We start from the raw sequence: 17,429 nt of genomic DNA on the forward strand, positions 1-17,429 counted from the left end.
CCGCCTGGAGCACTCCCGCGCGACAGGCGACCGGGCGGGGGCGAGGGTGGGGGCATGACCGAGGAGATCACCGCGCTGACCTCGCAGGCCCCGCCCCCGGTACGGCACTGGCCCGCGCTCGACCTGAACGGGACGGAGTTCGATCCCGTGCTCGCGGAGTTCATGCGCGAGGGCCCGCTGACCCGCATCTGCCTGCCGCACGGCGAGGGCTGGGCGTGGCTGGCGACCCGGTACGAGGACGTGAAGCTGATCACCAATGATCCCCGCTTCAGCCGTGCGGAGGTCACCAGCCGTCAGGTGACCCGGCTCGCCCCCAACTTCGCGCCCCGGCCGGGCTCGCTCGCCTGGGCCGACCAGCCCGACCACAACCGGCTGCGCAAGCCGGTCGCCGGTGCCTTCACCGTGAGCGCGATGAAGCGGCTGCGGCCCCGCGCGCAGGAGATCCTCGACGAACTGGTGGAGGGCCTCCTGCGGGACGGGCCGCCCGCCGATCTGGTCGAGCGGGTGCTGGAGCCCTTCCCGATCACCCTGGTCAGCGAGGTGATGGGGGTGCCGGCCGAAGACCGGGAGCGGGTGCACGCCTGGACGCGGCAGATCATCTCCACCTCCGGCGGCTCCGAGGCCGCCGACCGTGCCAAGAAGGGCATGTACGGGTGGATCGCCGACGCCATCCGTGCGCGGGCGCACAGCACGGCCGAGGACGTGTACTCGCTGCTCGGCGTCGCCGTGCGGCGCGGCGAGATCAGCGAGGAGGAGGCCGTGGGCCTCGCCGGGCCGCTGCAGATCGGCGGTGAGGCCGTCACGCACAACTGCGGCCAGATGCTGTATCTGGTGCTCACGCGGCCGGAGTTGAGGGCGCGGATGCTGGAGCCGGAGGCGCGCGGGCCCGTCCTGGACGAACTGCTGCGCTACATCCCGCACCGCGCCTCGGTGGGCCTGGCCCGCATCGCCCTGGAGGACGTCGACCTGCACGGCCACCGCATCAGCGCGGGCGACCCGGTGTACGTCTCCTACCTCGCCGCCAACCGCGACCCGGAGGTCTTCCCCGACCCGGACCGCATCGACGCCGACCGCGAACCCAAGCCGCACCTGGCCTTCGGCAACGGCACGCACTACTGCACCGGCGCCCTCCTCGCCCGTATGCAGACCGAACTGCTCGTCGACACACTGCTGGACCGGCTGCCGGACCTGCGCCTCGCGGTCCCCGTGGATCAGGTCGTCTGGCGCCGCAAGACCATGATCCGAGGCCCGCAGACCCTGCCCGTCACCTGGTGAGGACCACGGTCCCCGGGTGCCCGGTGCGGGCAGGGTTCCACGTCAGGCCGTCAGCCAGTCCGTGACGACCACACCCTCGCCGGTCCGCAGCCGCAGCGCGAACGGACCGGCCGGGGGTTCGGCGGAGGTGAAGCGCCCCATGTCGTCGGTCGACAGGGGCGAACCCGCCTGCGGGCCTCTGAGCACCTCGATGCGGGCCGACTGCGGCGGCAGCACCTGTCCCATCAGCCCCTGTGCGGTCAGTTCCACGTCGACGGTCACCTCGCCGGCGTGGAACGTCAGCATGCGCGGCACGTCCACCGCTCCCCTGACCGGGATGGCGTCGGTCACCGAGTCGAAGGTCAACTCGGCGATACGGGCGTCGAGATCATGCAGCGCGAAGGCCTCGACGGCGATCTGCCGCAACTCGGCCGGCACCGGATCGAGGATGGCGGCGGCCTGGCGGAGCTCCGCCTCCAGCAGGTCGAGGTCCAATTCGTCGCCGTCGAAGGGCTCTTCACCGTTCACGTTGCTCATGTCACCCATGTCCCTCACACCGCCCCTCGTGCTTCGAGTCGTGCCCGCAGCCGCCGCAGACAGCGCTGGCGCAGCGGTCCGATGCTGCCCACGGCGATCCCCAGCGCCGCGGACACCTCCCGGTAGTTGGGCGGCGGCGAGGCCATCAGGATCCGCAGCAACTGCCTGCACCGGTCGCCGAGTTCCTCGAACTCCTGCCACAGGTGGCGGATCCGCTCGGTCTCGGCGGCCGCCTCCTCCAGGTCGAGGAAGGACTGCTCCGGCGTACGGTCCTCGCTGACGCGGTCGAGCAGCTGCGGATCGTCCGTCGGGGTCAGCCGCCTTAAGCTCTTGAGCACCTTCAGGCACTCGTGCCGTGCTGTGCTCGCCAGCCAGGCGCCGGCCTTCTCCGGTTCGCGGATACGCCCCAGGTGCTGGGCGAAACGGAACCACACGGTCTGGTACACCTCGTGCGCGTCGGCGTCGGAGAGCCGGTGCGAGCGCACGACGGACCACACCAGTGGGCTCAGCCCCTCCACGAGCGCCTTCCAGGCCGCCGCGTCGCCGTCGACGGCGGACTGGACCAACGCGCCGACATCTGCTCGGTCCACGGCCCCACCCCTCGTGTACGACAGGTCATCGTACGCCGTGGAGGGGGCCGTTCCAGACCTCATGCCGGAGTCGCCGGGCCGGGGCGCCAAGTCGGCGGGAGCAGCGCCGGCACGTGCGCCCCGCGCACTTCCGCGTACTCGTTGTTCGCGGCCAGGAGCTGCTTGCGCGCCGCGCGTGCGGCGGACTCCTTGTTGGCCGTCATGTAGGCGGCGACCATGCCCGCGGCCAGCGGGGTGGCGAACGAGGTGCCGCTCCAGTGCGCGTACCCCTCGAACATCACCTGGTCCGCCTTGGTGGCGGTGGGCGTGCCGGCCTCGCTCAACACGCCGGTGTGGCGCGGGTACTGGCAGGTGCACACGTAGGTGAAGCCGAAGCGGCAGGCCTCGTACGTCGAGTGCTGGTAGACGTACGGCACCGGGGCGTCGAAGCCGGTGAGGGCGCTGGTGAGGCGCTCGCCGGGGGCGTACACGTTCACCCACGCGCCGTGGTTGCTGAAGCAGGCACCGTGCTGCCCGTCGGTGCGCAGCGCGCCGACCGACAGGACGACGTCCTGGTAGTCCGGCAGCGAGGCGTAGGCGGCGGGCCAGAACGGGGTGGCGCTGGAGTTGTTGCCCGCCGCCGCGACCAGCAGGGTGCGCTGGTTGCGCAGCTCCTGCATGAAGCTCTCGACGCCGAGGAGGCCGTCGGTGCGGCCGTTGGAGGTGCCGGCGGACAGGCTGATGACGTCCGGCCAGCCGTGCTCGTCGACGGCGTCGAAGAGGCGCTGCCCGAACTCGGACTCCAGGACGGCACCGGCGTCGTTGAGGGTGTTGCGCACCGTGACGTTCGTGTTCGGTGCGACGGCCGCGAGCAGACCGGCGATGAACGTGCCGTGGCCGACGTACTGGAGGAGGTTGCCGCCGGAGTCGGTCTCGGTGCCGTGGAGGTCGCCCTGGACGTGGGCGAGCAGCGGGACCATGCCGTAGTCGTGCGTGAGGCCGTTGTCGATGACGAGGACGCCCACGGCGGTGTCGGCGACGTGGCCGGACTCGGCCGGGGCCGGGTTGGTGCCCCCGGTGAGCGGGGCGGGCACCGGCTCGTCGCCGGGACAGGAGTTGACGGCGATCGACACCACGTGGTTGCGGCTGACCAGCCGGCGCCCCTGGCGCCCTTCGTGCTCGCGCAAGGCGCGCAGGGCGTGCGCGACGGCCCGGTCGCCGCGCCGGTCGCCGTGGCCGGGGTCGCCGACCTGGATGCGGGTGATGCCCGAGCGGTTGGTCTCCGGGCTGACCCGCTGCACCCGGTCGGCGGTCAGTCCGGTCGCCTCGGTGAAGTGGGTGCGCACGGTGTCCTCGACGAGCCGCGCCTCCTCACCGTCGCGGGCCAGGACGACGCCCTTCTCGTAGATGAACTCCGCCGCGTCGTCAGGTCCCATCGCCAGGGAGACGTCGGGCATCGAACGCTGGATCTGGTCGAACTGCTCGTGGAATCGCTGAGGTGCCATGGCGTGTCCTCCCACTGAGGCGACAGTCGTCAATCAGAGTCGCGGAGCCGTTGATTGATACAGCGCCAAACCGGTGTGGGGCGCAACCAGGCCCACTACCATCCTTTGAGTGACAGCGGGAAGCGACTCGGTTCTCGAACTGCTGCCGATGGTGTTCGCCGACCCGGGCGAGGCCCGGGCGCGGGCACAGGGCGTGCTGGAATCCGATCCGTCACCGTGGCGTGCCTCCGTCGCACACCAGGTGATCGGCATCTGGCAGCGGGACTGGGGCGACATGCGGATCGCGCTGCACCATCTGCGCCGCGCCCGCGATCTGGCGGCGCGCGCCCAGGCGCCCGACCGGGAGGCGGACGTGCTGGCCGCGCTCGGCGTGGCGCTGGTGCACGCGGGGCGCACCCGGCAGGGCCTGGAGGCGCTGGAGCGGGGTGTCGCGGTGAGCAGCGGGCACACCCGCGCGCGCGTGCTGTTCCGGCGGGCCTACGCCTCCTGGGTGCTGGGCCGCCACCGGGAGGCCCTGGACGACGTACGCAAGGCGATTCCCGTGCTACGGCAGGCGGACGACGTCATCTGGACGGCACGCGCGCTGACCCTGCGGGCGACGGTGCATCTGGCGCTCGGTGCGGTGGACCGCGCCGACGCCGACTTCGCCGCGGCCGAAACGCTGTGGGACACCACCGGCCAGGACCACGACAAGGCGGACGCGGTGGAGAGCCGGGGCCTTGCCGCCTTCCGGCAGGGCGACGTCCCGGTCGCACTGCGGCTGCTGGACGAGGCCGAGGAGCGGTACGCCAAGCTCGGCACGCCGTCCTTCATGCTCTACATCCGGCGCTGCGAGGTGCTGATGGCCGCCGGGCTCGCCCCGGAGGCGCTGGCCGAGGCGGACACCGCGATCGGGGTCCTGGACGGCATCGGCGGGCAGTCGACGCGCAAGGCGGAGCTGCTGCTGGCCGCGGCGCGCGCGGCCAAGGTGGCGGGCGATCCGCACACGGCGATCGCGCGCGCCGCCCTGGCCGTGCGGCTGTTCGCCGGGCAGCGGCGCCCCTGGTGGGAGACGCACGCCCGGCTGGTGCTGATCGAGGCGCGGCTCGCCGCGGGGCGCGGTTCGGGGCGGCTGGTCGCCGACGCGGCCGCGGTGGCCGAACGGCTGGCGTCCTTCGGCGCGCCGGCCGCACCTGCGGCTTCGCTGCTGGCCGGCCGGATCGCGCTGGGCCTGGGCTGGACCGCGGACGCCGAGCGGCATCTGGCCGTGGCCGCCCGCAGCCGGCACAGCGGGCCGCCACTGGCGCGGATGACGGGCTGGGCGGCGCAGGCGCTGCGGGCCCGGGCCGCCGGTTCGAGCCGGGGCGTACTGGAAGCCTGTCGGCGCGGGCTCGACGTGCTCGACGACCACCGCATGACGCTGGGCGCCTCGGAGCTGCGCGCCCGCGCCACCGAGCAGGGCGCCGAACTGGCCGCGCTCGCCCAGCAGGCCAGCGCCGAATCGGGCGGTCCGCGGCGGCTGTTGATGTGGAGCGAGCGCTGGCGGGCCACCGTGCTGTCCGCACCGCCCACCCGTCCGCCGGCCGATCCGGCGCTGCTCAGCAACCTGACCGCGTTCCGGGAGATCGCGGCCCGTGCGGCGGCCGCCCGCATGGAAGCCCGGCCGATTCCGGCGCTCGAGCGTGAACAGCGGCGTCTGGAGCGGGAGATCCGCTCCCGGACCCTGCACATGCGCGGCGACGCGCCCGGCGACGAGGACCGGTTCGACGTCGGCCGGCTGCTCGAACGGCTGGGCGGGGTGCGGCTGGTGGAACTCGCCGTGCTCGACGGGCGGGTGCAGGTGCTGCTGTGCGGGGACGGGCGGGTGCGGCGGTTCGAGGCGGGACTGCTCGCCGACGCCGAGGTCGAGGCCGAGCATGTGCAGGCCGGGCTGCGGCGGCTGGCCCACCCCGGGGCGGAGGCACGGCTTCCGGTGGTGGAGGCCATGGGCCGCCGCCTGGAGGAGCTGCTGTTCGGCGCGGCCGCCGCACACCTGGGCTCCGGGCCGGTCGTCGTCGTACCGCCGGGTCGGCTGCACCGCGTCCCCTGGGCGCTGCTGCCGTCGCTCCGCGACCGGGTGCTCAGCGTGTCGCCGTCGGCGAGCAGCTGGCTGCGCGCCCGCGAGACCGAGCCGCCGCCCGGCGGCCGGCACGTCCTGGTGCGCGGCCCGGGTCTTGCGACCGGCGGTGCGGAGGTGCCCGAACTCGCCGACCGGTACGGCAGACCGACGCTGCTGGAGCACGACGACGCACGCGTGCCGCGGGTGCTGGAGGAGATCGACGGGGCCACGCTGACGCACATCGCCGCGCACGGCACCTTCCGCGCCGACAGCCCCCTGTTCTCCTCGCTGCGGATGGCCGACGGGCCGCTCATCGTGCACGACTTCGAGCGCCTGGACCGCAGCCCGTACCGGATCATCCTGTCCAGCTGCGACACCGCCCGCCTCGCCTCGGTCGGCGCGGACGAGCTCCTCGGCCTGGTCACCGCGCTGCTCCCGCTCGGCACAGCAGGGGTGGTGGCCAGCAGCGCGCCCGTCAACGACCACGCCGTGGTCCCGCTGATGCTCGCCCTGCACAAGGGCCTGAGCGCGGGCCTGTCCCTGGCGGAGGCGCTGCGCGACGCCCGCGCCGCGCTGCCGGGCGACGCGATGCACCAGGCGACGGGGTGGGCGTTCACGGCGTTCGGGGCGGCGTGAAGGCCGTACGGCCCTCCCGGCCGCCGCGGTGCGCCGGCAGCGTCACAAGTACTGGCCGTCGTCGGCGCCTTTGACCAGCCCCGGCCACACCTTGACCGCCACGACCTTGGCGAAGTCGATCAGCGCGAAGCCGTTCTCCGCGTCGTCCGGGCCGGTCAGCTCGAAGCGCAGCGTACGCCCCTGTTCGAGTGCTTCGTTCAGGGCGCCGACGGCCGACTCCAGCGTCTGGAAATCGCGGCTTCTGACGGCCAGTGCCTCTCCGTTGACCGGCTGGAACCAGATGTGCAACTCCGGGTTCTGCGCCATACGGCCGCTCCTGTGTTCGAGGGGGCAAGGCCACGATGCGCGACCCGCCCGGCCGGCACAAGTGCGCCACCGGTCGTAGGGCATGAGGCGGCGGCCTGACCCCTCCCCCGAATACTGGGGGTCAGACCGCCGGTACATGGGTGCGGCTCAGGCCGGCTGGGCGTCCGGGAGTTCCACGAGCCACGGCAGCGCCGCCCGGTCGCTCGCGCCGAGGCGGGCGTAGGCGCTGTAGAGATGGTTGCCGACGGTGCGTATCGACAGGGTGAGCTGTTCCGCGATCTGGCGGTTGCTCAGACCCGCGGCCGCGAGGGTGACGATCTGCCGCTGGCGGGCAGTGAGTTCGCCCAGGACCAGGCCGGACAGGGCCGGGGTGCGGGCGCCCTGACAGCGGCGGGCCAGCGCGACGGCACGCGTGCGTGACGTGCGCGCGGCACGCGGGTCGCGATGCGCCCGTACGGCCTGGGCGTGCGCCTCGGCGGCGAACAGCAGGAACCCGCGCTCCTCCAGCGCCGCCGCCGCCCGGTCCAGCGCCGGACCGTCCCCGCGGGCCAGCGCGTCCGCGTGCAGGGCGAACACGCCGTCGGCGGGCAGCCGGTCGGCGATCTTCTCGGGAGCGCCCAGGCGTACGGCGTCGTAGAGGGCGTACGCCTCCTGCTCGGCGAATGCTTCGAGCGCCGCGCCCTCCACATCCCCCCGCGCGACGGCCAGCCAGGCGGCGGACCCGCCGAGGTGCGGCCGTCCCCGCACCGCCTCCCGGGCGGCCACCGCGTCCCCCGACTGCGCGGCGGCCAGGGCGAGTTCGGTACGGCAGGACGCGTCCCCCGGTGCGTCCCGCAGCCCCTCCCTCGCCCAGGCCGCCGCCTCCCGCAGCTCCCCCCGAAGCCGCGAGAAACGGGCACGTGCGGCTGCGTACTCGGCAGGTACCGGTGCGCCCTCGTGCGCGAGCCACTCCCCCACGGGCGTCGGCAGCGCCCGTACGTCGGCCTGTTCGATCCGTCGGGTCAGCGCGGCCGACTCGGCGGCGAGGGCCGCGGCGCAGTGGGCCGGGGTGCGGGCCAGCCGCCGTGCCCGCAGCCGGCCGGCCGCGGCGCGCAGCACCGGGCCGTGCACGGGGTGGGCGAGGCGGACGGTGCCGTGGTCGTCGATGCGGATCAGGCCGTCGGCCTCGAGGTGTTCGAGGATCCGCAGGTCGAAGTCGTCCATGTGCTGCGGCAGGGGCTCGCCGAAGGCCAGGCGTTCCAGGGTCCTGCGCTCGTCGGAGCGCGGGCGCTCCAGGGCGTGGATCGTGCGTTCGCGGACGGTCGTCGGCACCGGGACCGGGCCGCGCCAGGCCCATTCGTCCGTGTCCGGGCGCAGGCGGATGAGCAGTCCGTGCTCGCGCACCGCGTCCACCAGGTCGCGCAGCAGCCTCAGGTCTCCCTGGGACAGGTGGTGCAGGCGGTTGAGGGTGAGCTGCTCCAGGCCGGCGCCGACGCCCGCCGCGAGCAGCTGCTCGGTGTCCTCGTGGGGCAGCGGCTCCAGCGCGAGGCGCGGCAGCAGCTCCCCGGTCCACAGCCGCGAGATCGCACCTGGGCACGGGACACCGTCCGCGGCGACGACGATCAGCCGGGTGCGGCCGTGCACGGCGAGCTGGTGCACCAGCGCCGCTGAGGCGTCGTCCAGCAGATGCGCGTCGTCGACCAGCAACAGCCGTACGCCGGAAAGGATTTGGACCGCCCGGTGCAGGGAGACCGTCTCGGGCAGCAGATGGGCGAACACGGCGAAGGGGATGTGCCGGGTCTCGGGCGTCCCTGCGACCCGCATGCGGTCGCCGCCCCGCACGGCCTCGGTGACCAGCCGCGTCTTGCCGCAGCCCGCCGGGCCGGTCACGACGATGCCGTGGTGGCCCGCCGTGAGGGAGCGGCGGATCAGCTCGAGCTCGTCCTCACGTCCGGTGAACCGCCAGGGCAGTTCAAGAGTCTTCGCGTCGCGTTCGAAGGTCGTCACGAGAGTATGAGTGCGAGTACTCATTCCTGATACAGGGGGACTTGAGTAGACCCCGACTCAGGCGCCTGTGACTGTGCTCACGGCAGTCTGTGCGCATGACCGGACGCTACTGCTCCCTCGCGCAGCAGTCGGCCCCTGCTTTCCCTCCGGGGCTGGCCGCCGAGCGGCTGAGTGCGCTCATCGGCGGGCGGCCGATGTGGGTCAACGGCACGGTCCTGCACTACTACTTCTTCGACGGCGGCACCGACGGGTCGGTCATCCCCGTACCGGGAAGCGGGCAGTCCCGCCGGGTGTCGTGGGTCGGCGCCAAGGAGCAGCGGGACGTGGTGCGCGAGAGCTTCCGGGAGTGGCAGGACCTCGGCATCGGCGTGACCTTCGCCGAGGTCGGCGACCGCTCGGAGGCCGAGCTGCGCATCGGGTTCCAGCTCGGCGACGGCTCCTGGTCGACCGTGGGCAAGGACTGCCTGCGGGTCGGGCAGAACGAACGCACCATGAACTTCGGCTGGGACCTGACCGCGCCCGGGGAGCGCGGGACGGCCCTGCACGAGATCGGGCACGCGCTCGGCATGCTGCACGAGCACCAGAGCCCGTTCGCCGGCATCCACTGGGACGACGAGGCCGTCTACGCCGACCTGGCGGGCGCCCCGAACTTCTGGAGCCGCGACAAAACCTTCTTCAACATCCTGCGCAAGCTCGACCCGGACGAGGTCAACGGCTCCGTCTGGGACCCTCAGTCGATCATGGAGTACCCGTTCTCGGGCGGGCTGATCCTGGAGCCGGAGCGGTTCCGCGCGGGCCTGAACCCGCCGGGCACGCTGTCGGCGGCCGACAAGGAGTACGTGCTGCGCTGGTACCCGCCGGCCGACGCCCCGCGCCCGCCGGCCCTGGTGCCCTTCCGGTCCGCGCCGCTCGGGCTCGGCCCGGGCGAGCAGGCCGACTTCACCGTCGAGCCGCCGGAGACCCGCGAGTACACCGTGGGTACCTTCGGCGACAGCGACACCGTCGTCGTGGTCTTCGAGGAGCGGGACGGGGAACCCCGCTACCTCACCGGCCACGACGACGGGGGAACACCGCACAACGCCGCGATCAAGGTCCGGCTCGTCAAGGGCCGCCGCTACTTCGTCCGCGTACGTCTGTACTCCGCGTGGGGTCCGGGGGAGACAGCGGTCATGTGCTGGTGACAGCACGCGCCGCCCACGCGGTCGGCTGGACCCACAGTCCGGCGCCGGGGGAGCGGTTGGGGGACGGTTGCCTTCGGGGGAGGGAAACCGTCCCCCAACCCATGTCGTCCGACGGCAGGTTGGAGGGATGTCGATGCGCAGGTACGTCAAGTGCGTACGGGCACGGCTGATCGTGCTCGTCCTGCTCGCCGGGGGCTTCGCGGCCCTCGCTCCGTACACCGGGGGCGGCTGACGCTCCCGACGACCGGTGGGGGCGCCGACGGGTTGCGAACGACGTGTTTCCGTCTCGCGAACAGGCAGACCGGCACCGGGACATGAGCGTTCTGCCGGCGTGAGCATGACGGCCTCCTGCCCGGAGAGGATCGCGCGGCCTGGCGGCGAGTTGGCCGTGCGGCAGTGCGAGCCGTGGGGCCGCGAGACGTCGTCGTCGATACCGCGGGAGCGTGTCCGGAGGAGTCACACGCCCAACGCCACCGACGTGTCCTTGCTGAACCCCTGCGTGATCACGCCCGACGGGGAGTGGGAGGCCTGGTACCTGGCCCACTGGCTGCCGGGCGCGGTGCGCTACCGGTCCTTCCGGGCGCTGATGAACGACGAGTACGAGACCTTTCACGGGTAGCGAGCCGCCGTGCGGCGGGCCGTCTGCGCCAACTTCGCCCGTACATCCGGAGGTTCGAGCACCTCGACGTCCGGGCCGAAGCCCAGCAGGCGGCGGCAGGCCGCGTGCGGGGAGTCGAAGTGGAGGGTCAGACGGTGCCAGCCGGGCTCCGGGTCCGGGGTCGCGTGGGCGGCCGATGTGGTGTCGTCGAGGACCTCGGGGAGAGCGGCCAGTCCGGTTGTCGAGAGGCGTACGGTGACCGGGAGTTGGTCCAGGCTCGCCTCGAACTCCCTTGTCCACTCGGCCCAGAACGCCGCCAGGTCGAAGTCGGCGGGGCGGGTGAACCCGGTGACGAGGAGCTTCGCTTCCGTGATGCGCGAGGCCCGGTGCGCCCGTGTTTCGCCGTCGGCCCGTGCCACCAGGTACCACACGCCCGCCTTCGCCACGAGCCCCAGCGGGTCCACCGTCTTCGTGGTCGCAGGGCCGTCCCGGCGCCGGTGCGTGATGCGCAGGCGTCTGTCCTGGCGCACCGCGTCGACCAACTCGGCCAGATGCGGGACCAGTTCGGGCGGCTTGAACCAGGCCTGTGTGTCGATGTGGAAGCGGGCGGCCGCGGCGTGCGTACGGTCCCGGCCGGACGCCGGCAGTGCCGCGAGCACCTTGAGCCGGGCCTGAGCGAGCGCGTCGCCGAGCGCGATCCGCTCCAGGGGGCCGCCCGCGGAGACCGCGAGCAGCGCCGTCGCCTCTTCCGCGCTGATGCCGAGCAGCGGACTGCGCCAGCCTTCCATCAACCGGCAGCCGCCACCGGGCCCACCGCTCGCCACGACCGGCACCCCCGCCGCACCCAGTGCCTCCAGGTCCCGGTACACCGTGCGGACCGACACCTCCAGCTCGTCGGCGAGTTGACGTGCCGTCATCTGTCCACGGGACTGCAGGCACAGCAGCAGCGACAGCAGCCGGTCCGCTCTCATCGGGCGATCACTTCCTCACCGTACGACTGACACAGGATGTCAGCCATGGGTTCGTAGTGTCGCTCTCACAGGAACCCGCGACTCTCAGGGAGACCGCACGTGATCAGTGGATACGTCATCGGTGAGAGCCTGCGGCCCGGTGCTGTGTTCCAGCCGCAGGGGCTGCGTCTGCGCAAGGTCGCCCGGATCGACGTCTCGGGGAGTGCGACGGATGCGCAGCCGCAGTTGTGGACGCTCGTCGAGTGGGAGGCCGACGGCGAGGATGTCGCCGGACTTGCGCGGGCTATCGCCGACACGCTCGAGTCGGCCGACGGCTGGTACGCCGACTTCACCGCCGGGGACGAGCGGGTGGTCGTCTTCGCCGGGAAGGTGTTCCGGTATCGGCGCGGCGACGAGGCGGGGCGGGCCGAGGCGGTGGCGTACGGGCGGACGGTGGGGACTCCCGAGCATCAGCTGGACTGGAAGGAATGAGCCCGCCCGGTCGGGCGTGGGTCATTGAAGCGGCTAGCGCTGCTGCCGGATGCGCTGGGCGACCTCGCTGTTCTCGGTCTCCCACCACGGGCGTACGAGGTCGGGCGACTGCGCCTGGCCCTCCGCCGCAGCCGCCGGGACCAGTTCCGTCGCCAGGCGGCGGTCCAGCGCCGCGGTCGTGGCGCGTTCGGTGCGGGCCCACTGGAACAGGATCGCGAGCAGGAAGGGCAGGGCCACCAGCTCGGCGATGCCGATCATCGCGCCGCCGCCGAGCTGCTGGTCGTGCCGCACGTCCGGCGCCCAGGCCGGAGCGTGGTGCAGATACCAGGCGCCGGCGATCAGCGTGCCGTGGGTCATGACCACGATGCCCGGTACGGCGTCGACGATCCCGTCGAGGAACACCAGCGCCGCCCGGACCGGATGGGTGCACCAACTCGGCAGCGCCTCCTCGCAGGTGAGCACCGGCACCACGAACAGGCAGCCGGCGAGCAGCAGATGCAGATACATCAGCTGATGCAGCCAGCCGTCACGCAGGGCCGTCGCGAAATACGGGGTGAAGTACACCGTCAGCTCGGTCGCCAGCACCAGGGCCGTGCTGACCAGCGGGAAGGTGAGCAGCTGCACCAACCGCCCGCTCATCGCCCGCTGCATGCGCCCGGCGGCACGTTCGGGAAGGGCGCGGACGGCCAGCCGCAGCGGGTCGCCCAGTGCCAGGCCGAGCGGGGCGAGCAGGTCGAGCAGGATGTTCTGCACCGCGGCGGGCCAGAACAGTACGTGGTCGTACACGGCGAGGGCCGACATGGTGGCCACGACGAGGGTGCCGAGGCCGAGCACCGCGAAGGCGGCGACGCGGGCGAGGGGCCAGCGTTCGCCGCGGCGCCCGAGCCGCAGCACGCCCCAGCCGTACAGGGCACCCAGCAGCAGCACGAGCAACAGCGCGGGCACGTCCGGTTGCCATGAGGACAGCAGCCGCCCCACGGTGAGTTCCGGCGGACTCGCCATCGCGCACTCCCTCCACGGCATCCGGGGACACCTGACCGAACCCGGCCAGGCACTCTACGCCGCACGCCACCGCACCGATCGCCGTCCGCCCGGCGATCGCCCGTCGTCATACCGGTCTCATACGGAGTCCTTACCGAGACCGACCGGCCGGCCGGTTTCGGCCGAAGATCAGCTACGCTGACCGCCGCATCGGGCACAGCAGGGGGACACATGATCAGGACGCGGCGACTTCTGGTTGCCGGGATGACGGCTGCGCTCGTGGCCGCGCTCGGCGCGTGCGGTGGCGGAGGGGACGATTCCTCCGCGAACGGGAGCGTGGCCCAGCAGGCGCAGCCGAGTCCGGACGTCGTCCACGGCCTCCGGGACACCGTCCGCCACGTGACCCGGAAGACCGCCGACGCCACCCGGGCGCACCTGGTCAAGAGGTGCACGTCCACCACCGAGCGGGTCCGGCACACGTCGCGTTCCGGCTCGGGCACCCGGAAGACGACCCGCGTCTGGTACACGACCGAGCACCACGAGACCTGCAAGAAGGTCCGTCGGGGCACGGAGCGGTACAAGCGGGTCGTCCGGCCGGAGCGGTGGTGCGTGAGCCTGGACGACGTGAACGGCCACAAGTCGCAGGACGACGTCTGGTACCAGGTCGACCGCGAGACCTACGACACCGTCCTGCAGACCGAGCAGCACACCCGCGTGGAGTTCGTCCCGGACCGCACGGGCTGCTGAACCTCACCGCCTTCGGCTGGTGAATGTCACCTCTGTCGCCATTCCTCCGCCAGCAGTTCGTACGACCTCACCCGGTCCGCATGGTCGTGGGTGATCGTCGTGATGAGCAACTCGTCGGCGCCGGTTGCCTCTTGGAGCTGTTCCAGCTGGTCGGCGACCCGGCCGGGGGTGCCGACGAACTGGGTGTCGAGGCGGTCCTGGACGAGGGCCCGGTCCTTGTCGGTCCAGGGGTGGGCCCGTGCCTCCGTCGGCGTCGGGAACTCGATCGCGCCCTCGGCCGTGCGGATGCTGCGCACCCAGGGGCCGTAGCCGGTGGCGAGTTCGCGGGCCGTCTCGTCGTCCTCGGCGACGACGACGTCCGCGGACACGCTGACGTACGGCTTGTCGAGGACGTCGGACGGCTGGAAGAAGGACCGGTAGCCGTCCACCGCCTCCAGGACGGTCGCCGGGCTCACGTGGTAGTTGGCGGCGAAGCGCAGGCCCCGCGCGCCGGCGACCTCCGCGCTCTGGCCGCCGCTGCTGCCGAGGATCCACAGCTCGACGTCGGCGCCCTCGCCGGGCACGACGTGTGCCTCGACGCCTTCCGGGGTGCGGTAGGTGCCGGCCAGCAGGGCGAGGATGTCGTCGATCTGCTCGGCGTAGTCCTGTGATTCGGCGTTCGGGAGCAGGAGCAGCTTGCGTTGCAGGGCGATGCGGGGTGAGCCGAGGAGGCGTTCGAAGGAGAAGCGGGGCGGGATGAGCAGGCCGTTCGGGGCGCGGCCGTCGACGACCGGCGTGCTCGTCGGCCCGCTCGCCTTCTCCCCCGGCGGGCGGCCGCCCGAGCGGCCGAGGCCCAGGTCGAAGCGGCCGGGGTGCAGCGCGTCGATCAGGCCGAACTCCTCCACCGTGGACAGGGCGGTGCGGTGGCCGAGTTGTACGGCTCCCGAGCCGAGGCGGATGGTGGAGGTGGCGGCGGCGGTCAGGGCCAGGACCACCGCGGGCGACGTACCCGCGACGCCGGGGTTGAGGTGGTGTTCGGCGAACCAGTAGCGGGCGTATCCGAGGCGTTCGGTCTGCCGGGCCAGGTCGATGGAGTTGCGCAGGGCGTCCGCGGCCGTCGAGCCGGAGGAGATCGGGACCAGGTCGAGGACGCCGAGGGGGATGTCAGACACGGGCGGCCTCCTCAGTGGTCGACGGGAGCACCGGGCCCCAGTCGAAGGGCGGATCCGGGATGGCCTTGCGCAGTGTCGGCGCCACCGCCGTCTGGAACAGCTCCAGCGAGTCGCGGTGCCGGCTGTCGCTGAGGCCGCTCGCGTCGGCGTGCAGGTGCACCACCGTGTGGCCGAACTGCTCGTGGTAGCGGTGCACCTTGTCGATCACCTGCTGCGGGCTGCCGATCAGCGCCGAGCTGCGTTCGACGAAGTCCTCCAGCGTCTCGAAGACGACCGGCAGACCGGCCTTCTTGAAGAACGCCAGATTGGACTCGAAGATCGGCCGGTACGCGGCCAGCGCCTCCTGGGTGGTCGGTGCGACGTAGATGCCCGCCGTGCCCGCGCCGACCGCGATCCGCGCCGGATCGTGGCCGTAGAACGCCCAGCGTTCGCGGTAGTGGCGGATCAACTCGGCATACGGCTCTATTGGGTTGGTGACGTTCGCCGAGAAGAGCGGGTCTCCGTAGCGGGCGGCGAGGTCGACCGACTCCTTGCTGGTCGCGCTGCCGTGCCAGACCCGCACAGGCTTCTGGTACGGGCGCGGCCAGACTTCCGCGTCCGTCAGCCCGGGGCGGAAGCGGGTCGCCGCGGTGACCTTGTCCTGCCGCCAGATCTGCCGGAACACCTCGTAGCTCTCGGCGTTGCGGTCCCACTGGTCCTCGGGCGTGACGTTGAACAGGTCGCGCTGGGCGGCGCCGTTGCCCTTGCCGATGATCAGGTCGAGGCGGCCGTTGGACAGGTGGTCGAGGGTCGCGTAGTCCTCGTACGCCCGCACCGGGTCGAGGAGACTGAGCGTCGTCACGGCGGTGAACAGCCGGATCCGCTTCGTCAGCGCGGCCACGTGGCTCAGTACGACGGTCGGGGAGGAGGAGATGAACGGCCGCTCGTGCCGCTCCCCCACGCCGAAGCCGTCGAAGCCCAACTCCTCGGCCAGCAGGGCGTTGTCGAGGACCTCGCGGAACCGGTCGTGCGTCGGCTTCTGTACGCCCGTGACCGGGTCCGGGCGGTGCACGATCAGCGTGATCGCGAGGAACTTCACGACGCCGCCCGCTGCTCGTCGCCCACGTGGTCCGGGTGGGCGAGGCCGAGGTGGTCGCGGAGAGTCGGGCCCTCGTACTCCGTGCGGAACACGCCCTGTTCCTGCAGCAGCGGTACGACCTTGTCGGCGAAGACGTCGAGGCCGCTGGGCGTGATGTGCGGGACGAGGATGAAACCGTCGCTGGCGTCGGCCTGGACGTACTCGTTGATGGTCCTGGCGACCGTCTCCGGGGAGCCGATGAAGTTCTGGCGGTTGCCGGTCTCGATGACCAGGTCGCGGATGGACCACTTGTTGGCGGCAGCCAGCTCGCGCCATTCGCGGGCGGTGGCCAGCGGGTCGCGGTACATGCGCACCTGGGCGCGGCCGCGGGAGATGTGCTCGTCGCTCACCACCGGGGCGACGTCCGGCAGCGGGCCCTCCGGGTCGTACGAGGACAGGTCCCGGTTCCAGACGAACTCCAGGTGCTTGATGGCGGTGGCGCCGCTGACCTGCTGGCGGCGCACCTCCTTGGCGAGCTCCTCTGCCTCTTCGTCGGTGTCGCCGAGCACGAAGGTGGCGGCGGGCAGGATCAGCAACTGGTCATGCCGGCGGCCGTACTTGGCGAGGCGGTTCTTGACGTCCGTGTAGAAGGCCCGGCCTCCTTCCAGGGTGGCGTACCGGCTGAAGATGGCGTCGGCGCTGGACGCGGCGAACTCGCGGCCCTCGTCGGAGTCGCCGGCCTGGAAGATGACGGGGCGGCCCTGTGGGGAGCGCGGGACGTTGAACTGGCCGTGGATGTCGAAGTGTTGGCCGGAGTGCACGAAGGAGCCGGCCTTCGCGTCGCGCAGGAAGGTGCCGGTCGCCTGGTCGGCGATGATCTCGTCGCCGTGCCAGGAGTCGAAGAGCTCGTTGGTCGTGGACAGGAACTCCTTGGCGCGGGAGTAGCGCTCGTCCTGCGGGAGGAAGCCGCCGCGGCGGAAGTTCTCACCGGTGAAGGCGTCCCAGGAGGTGACGACGTTCCAGGCGGAGCGGCCGCCGGAGAGATGGTCGAGGCTGGCGAACTGGCGGGCCACCTCGTAGGGCTCGTTGAACGTGGAGTTGATGGTGCCGGTCAGGCCGAGGTGCTCGGTGACGGCGGCGAGGGCGGCGAGGATCGTGAAGGTGTCGGGGCGTCCGACGACGTCCAAGTCGTATATCTTTCCGCCCTGTTCGCGCAGTCGGAGGCCCTCGGCGAGGAACAGGAAGTCGAACTTGGCGCGTTCGGCGGTCTGCGCGAAGTGGACGAAGGAGCTGAACTCGATGTGGCTGCCGGCCTTCGGGTCACTCCACACGGTGGTGTTGTTGACGCCCGGGAAGTGCGCGGCCAGATGGATCTGCTTCAGCGGCTTGCTCATGTCGGTGC

16 protein-coding genes are annotated in these 17,429 nt (G+C 72.2%); 6 read left to right on the plus strand and 10 right to left on the minus strand.

Annotated elements, in window-relative coordinates:
• Positions 1-54 precede the first annotated feature (54 nt).
• Complete coding sequence (locus ABZ880_RS07655) at positions 55-1,275, plus strand: cytochrome P450 (protein WP_361258477.1); 1,221 nt, start codon at positions 55-57, stop codon at positions 1,273-1,275.
• A gap of 42 nt (positions 1,276-1,317) precedes the next feature.
• Here ABZ880_RS07655 and ABZ880_RS07660 read toward each other — a convergent pair whose 3' ends face one another.
• From ABZ880_RS07660 to ABZ880_RS07670, 3 genes are read right to left on the minus strand one after another with little or no spacing between them, the layout of a single operon-like run.
• Positions 1,318-1,791, minus strand: coding sequence for a hypothetical protein (locus ABZ880_RS07660; protein ID WP_361258480.1), 474 nt, complete (start codon positions 1,789-1,791; stop codon positions 1,318-1,320).
• A gap of 14 nt (positions 1,792-1,805) precedes the next feature.
• On the minus strand, positions 1,806-2,381 hold the full coding sequence (locus ABZ880_RS07665; protein WP_361258483.1) for a sigma-70 family RNA polymerase sigma factor: 576 nt from the start codon (positions 2,379-2,381) through the stop codon (positions 1,806-1,808).
• Positions 2,382-2,440: 59 nt separating this feature from the next.
• Entirely contained in the window at positions 2,441-3,865 is a 1,425-nt protein-coding gene (locus tag ABZ880_RS07670; protein WP_361258486.1) for a S8/S53 family peptidase, read from the minus strand.
• Positions 3,866-4,013: 148 nt separating this feature from the next.
• Between ABZ880_RS07670 and ABZ880_RS07675 the strand changes: the two genes are divergently transcribed.
• Positions 4,014-6,578, plus strand: coding sequence for a CHAT domain-containing tetratricopeptide repeat protein (locus tag ABZ880_RS07675; protein WP_361259223.1), 2,565 nt, complete (start codon positions 4,014-4,016; stop codon positions 6,576-6,578).
• A gap of 42 nt (positions 6,579-6,620) precedes the next feature.
• Here ABZ880_RS07675 and ABZ880_RS07680 read toward each other — a convergent pair whose 3' ends face one another.
• Entirely contained in the window at positions 6,621-6,884 is a 264-nt protein-coding gene (locus ABZ880_RS07680; RefSeq protein WP_361258489.1) for a hypothetical protein, read from the minus strand.
• 147 nt (positions 6,885-7,031) lie between these two features.
• On the minus strand, positions 7,032-8,894 hold the full coding sequence (locus tag ABZ880_RS07685) for a LuxR C-terminal-related transcriptional regulator (RefSeq protein ID WP_361258490.1): 1,863 nt from the start codon (positions 8,892-8,894) through the stop codon (positions 7,032-7,034).
• Positions 8,895-8,965: 71 nt separating this feature from the next.
• Between ABZ880_RS07685 and ABZ880_RS07690 the strand changes: the two genes are divergently transcribed.
• Positions 8,966-10,051, plus strand: coding sequence for a M12 family metallopeptidase (locus tag ABZ880_RS07690; RefSeq protein ID WP_361258491.1), 1,086 nt, complete (start codon positions 8,966-8,968; stop codon positions 10,049-10,051).
• Between the two features lie 331 nt (positions 10,052-10,382).
• Positions 10,383-10,670 (plus strand): hypothetical protein, encoded by a 288-nt coding sequence (locus ABZ880_RS07695; protein ID WP_361258493.1) that lies wholly within the window; start codon positions 10,383-10,385, stop codon positions 10,668-10,670.
• Here the strand turns inward: ABZ880_RS07695 and ABZ880_RS07700 are convergent.
• Positions 10,661-11,620 (minus strand): YafY family protein, encoded by a 960-nt coding sequence (locus tag ABZ880_RS07700; protein ID WP_361258496.1) that lies wholly within the window; start codon positions 11,618-11,620, stop codon positions 10,661-10,663. The genes ABZ880_RS07695 and ABZ880_RS07700 overlap by 10 nt on opposite strands.
• Positions 11,621-11,719: 99 nt before the next feature.
• Here ABZ880_RS07700 and ABZ880_RS07705 point away from each other — a divergent pair, with 99 nt between their 5' ends.
• Entirely contained in the window at positions 11,720-12,091 is a 372-nt protein-coding gene (locus ABZ880_RS07705) for a hypothetical protein (RefSeq protein ID WP_361258498.1), read from the plus strand.
• Between the two features lie 33 nt (positions 12,092-12,124).
• Here the strand turns inward: ABZ880_RS07705 and ABZ880_RS07710 are convergent, their stop codons facing one another.
• Positions 12,125-13,093, minus strand: a complete 969-nt coding sequence (locus ABZ880_RS07710; protein WP_361258501.1) for a cytochrome c oxidase assembly protein — start codon at positions 13,091-13,093, stop codon at positions 12,125-12,127.
• A gap of 243 nt (positions 13,094-13,336) precedes the next feature.
• Between ABZ880_RS07710 and ABZ880_RS07715 the strand changes: the two genes are divergently transcribed.
• Positions 13,337-13,819 (plus strand): hypothetical protein, encoded by a 483-nt coding sequence (locus ABZ880_RS07715; RefSeq protein WP_361258504.1) that lies wholly within the window; start codon positions 13,337-13,339, stop codon positions 13,817-13,819.
• 26 nt (positions 13,820-13,845) lie between these two features.
• On the opposite strand, the gene ABZ880_RS07720 is transcribed toward ABZ880_RS07715, so the two are convergent.
• From ABZ880_RS07720 to ABZ880_RS07730, 3 genes are read right to left on the minus strand one after another with little or no spacing between them, the layout of a single operon-like run.
• Positions 13,846-14,970: an LLM class flavin-dependent oxidoreductase gene (locus ABZ880_RS07720; RefSeq protein ID WP_361258507.1), complete on the minus strand. Its 1,125-nt coding sequence runs from the start codon at positions 14,968-14,970 to the stop codon at positions 13,846-13,848.
• The gene (locus ABZ880_RS07725; RefSeq protein WP_361258510.1) at positions 14,963-16,048 is read right to left on the minus strand and encodes an LLM class flavin-dependent oxidoreductase; all 1,086 of its coding nucleotides are present in this window, start codon (positions 16,046-16,048) and stop codon (positions 14,963-14,965) included. Before ABZ880_RS07725 ends, ABZ880_RS07720 begins: the two co-directional genes overlap by 8 nt.
• Positions 16,045-17,421 (minus strand): NtaA/DmoA family FMN-dependent monooxygenase, encoded by a 1,377-nt coding sequence (locus tag ABZ880_RS07730; RefSeq protein WP_361258513.1) that lies wholly within the window; start codon positions 17,419-17,421, stop codon positions 16,045-16,047. The genes ABZ880_RS07725 and ABZ880_RS07730 overlap by 4 nt, the downstream gene beginning before the upstream one ends.
• Between the last annotated feature and the right edge of the window lie 8 nt (positions 17,422-17,429).

Origin of the sequence: Streptomyces sp. NPDC047043, assembly GCF_040644055.1 — a bacterium.
In the GTDB taxonomy this organism is placed as follows: Bacteria; Actinomycetota; Actinomycetes; order Streptomycetales; family Streptomycetaceae; genus Streptomyces.

What these genes read in the sequence shown, in the direction of transcription:
- ABZ880_RS07710 (WP_361258501.1), bottom strand. Translation starts at nt 13,093, where the DNA reads ATGGCGAGTCCGCCGGAACTCACCGTGGGGCGGCTGCTGTCCTCATGG.
- ABZ880_RS07730 (WP_361258513.1), bottom strand. Translation starts at nt 17,421, where the DNA reads ATGAGCAAGCCGCTGAAGCAGATCCATCTGGCCGCGCACTTCCCGGGC.
- ABZ880_RS07680 (WP_361258489.1), bottom strand. Translation starts at nt 6,884, where the DNA reads ATGGCGCAGAACCCGGAGTTGCACATCTGGTTCCAGCCGGTCAACGGA.
- ABZ880_RS07700 (WP_361258496.1), bottom strand. Translation starts at nt 11,620, where the DNA reads ATGAGAGCGGACCGGCTGCTGTCGCTGCTGCTGTGCCTGCAGTCCCGT.
- ABZ880_RS07655 (WP_361258477.1), top strand. Translation starts at nt 55, where the DNA reads ATGACCGAGGAGATCACCGCGCTGACCTCGCAGGCCCCGCCCCCGGTA.
- ABZ880_RS07685 (WP_361258490.1), bottom strand. Translation starts at nt 8,894, where the DNA reads ATGAGTACTCGCACTCATACTCTCGTGACGACCTTCGAACGCGACGCG.
- ABZ880_RS07715 (WP_361258504.1), top strand. Translation starts at nt 13,337, where the DNA reads ATGACGGCTGCGCTCGTGGCCGCGCTCGGCGCGTGCGGTGGCGGAGGG.
- ABZ880_RS07660 (WP_361258480.1), bottom strand. Translation starts at nt 1,791, where the DNA reads ATGAGCAACGTGAACGGTGAAGAGCCCTTCGACGGCGACGAATTGGAC.
- ABZ880_RS07675 (WP_361259223.1), top strand. Translation starts at nt 4,014, where the DNA reads ATGGTGTTCGCCGACCCGGGCGAGGCCCGGGCGCGGGCACAGGGCGTG.
- ABZ880_RS07670 (WP_361258486.1), bottom strand. Translation starts at nt 3,865, where the DNA reads ATGGCACCTCAGCGATTCCACGAGCAGTTCGACCAGATCCAGCGTTCG.
- ABZ880_RS07690 (WP_361258491.1), top strand. Translation starts at nt 8,966, where the DNA reads ATGACCGGACGCTACTGCTCCCTCGCGCAGCAGTCGGCCCCTGCTTTC.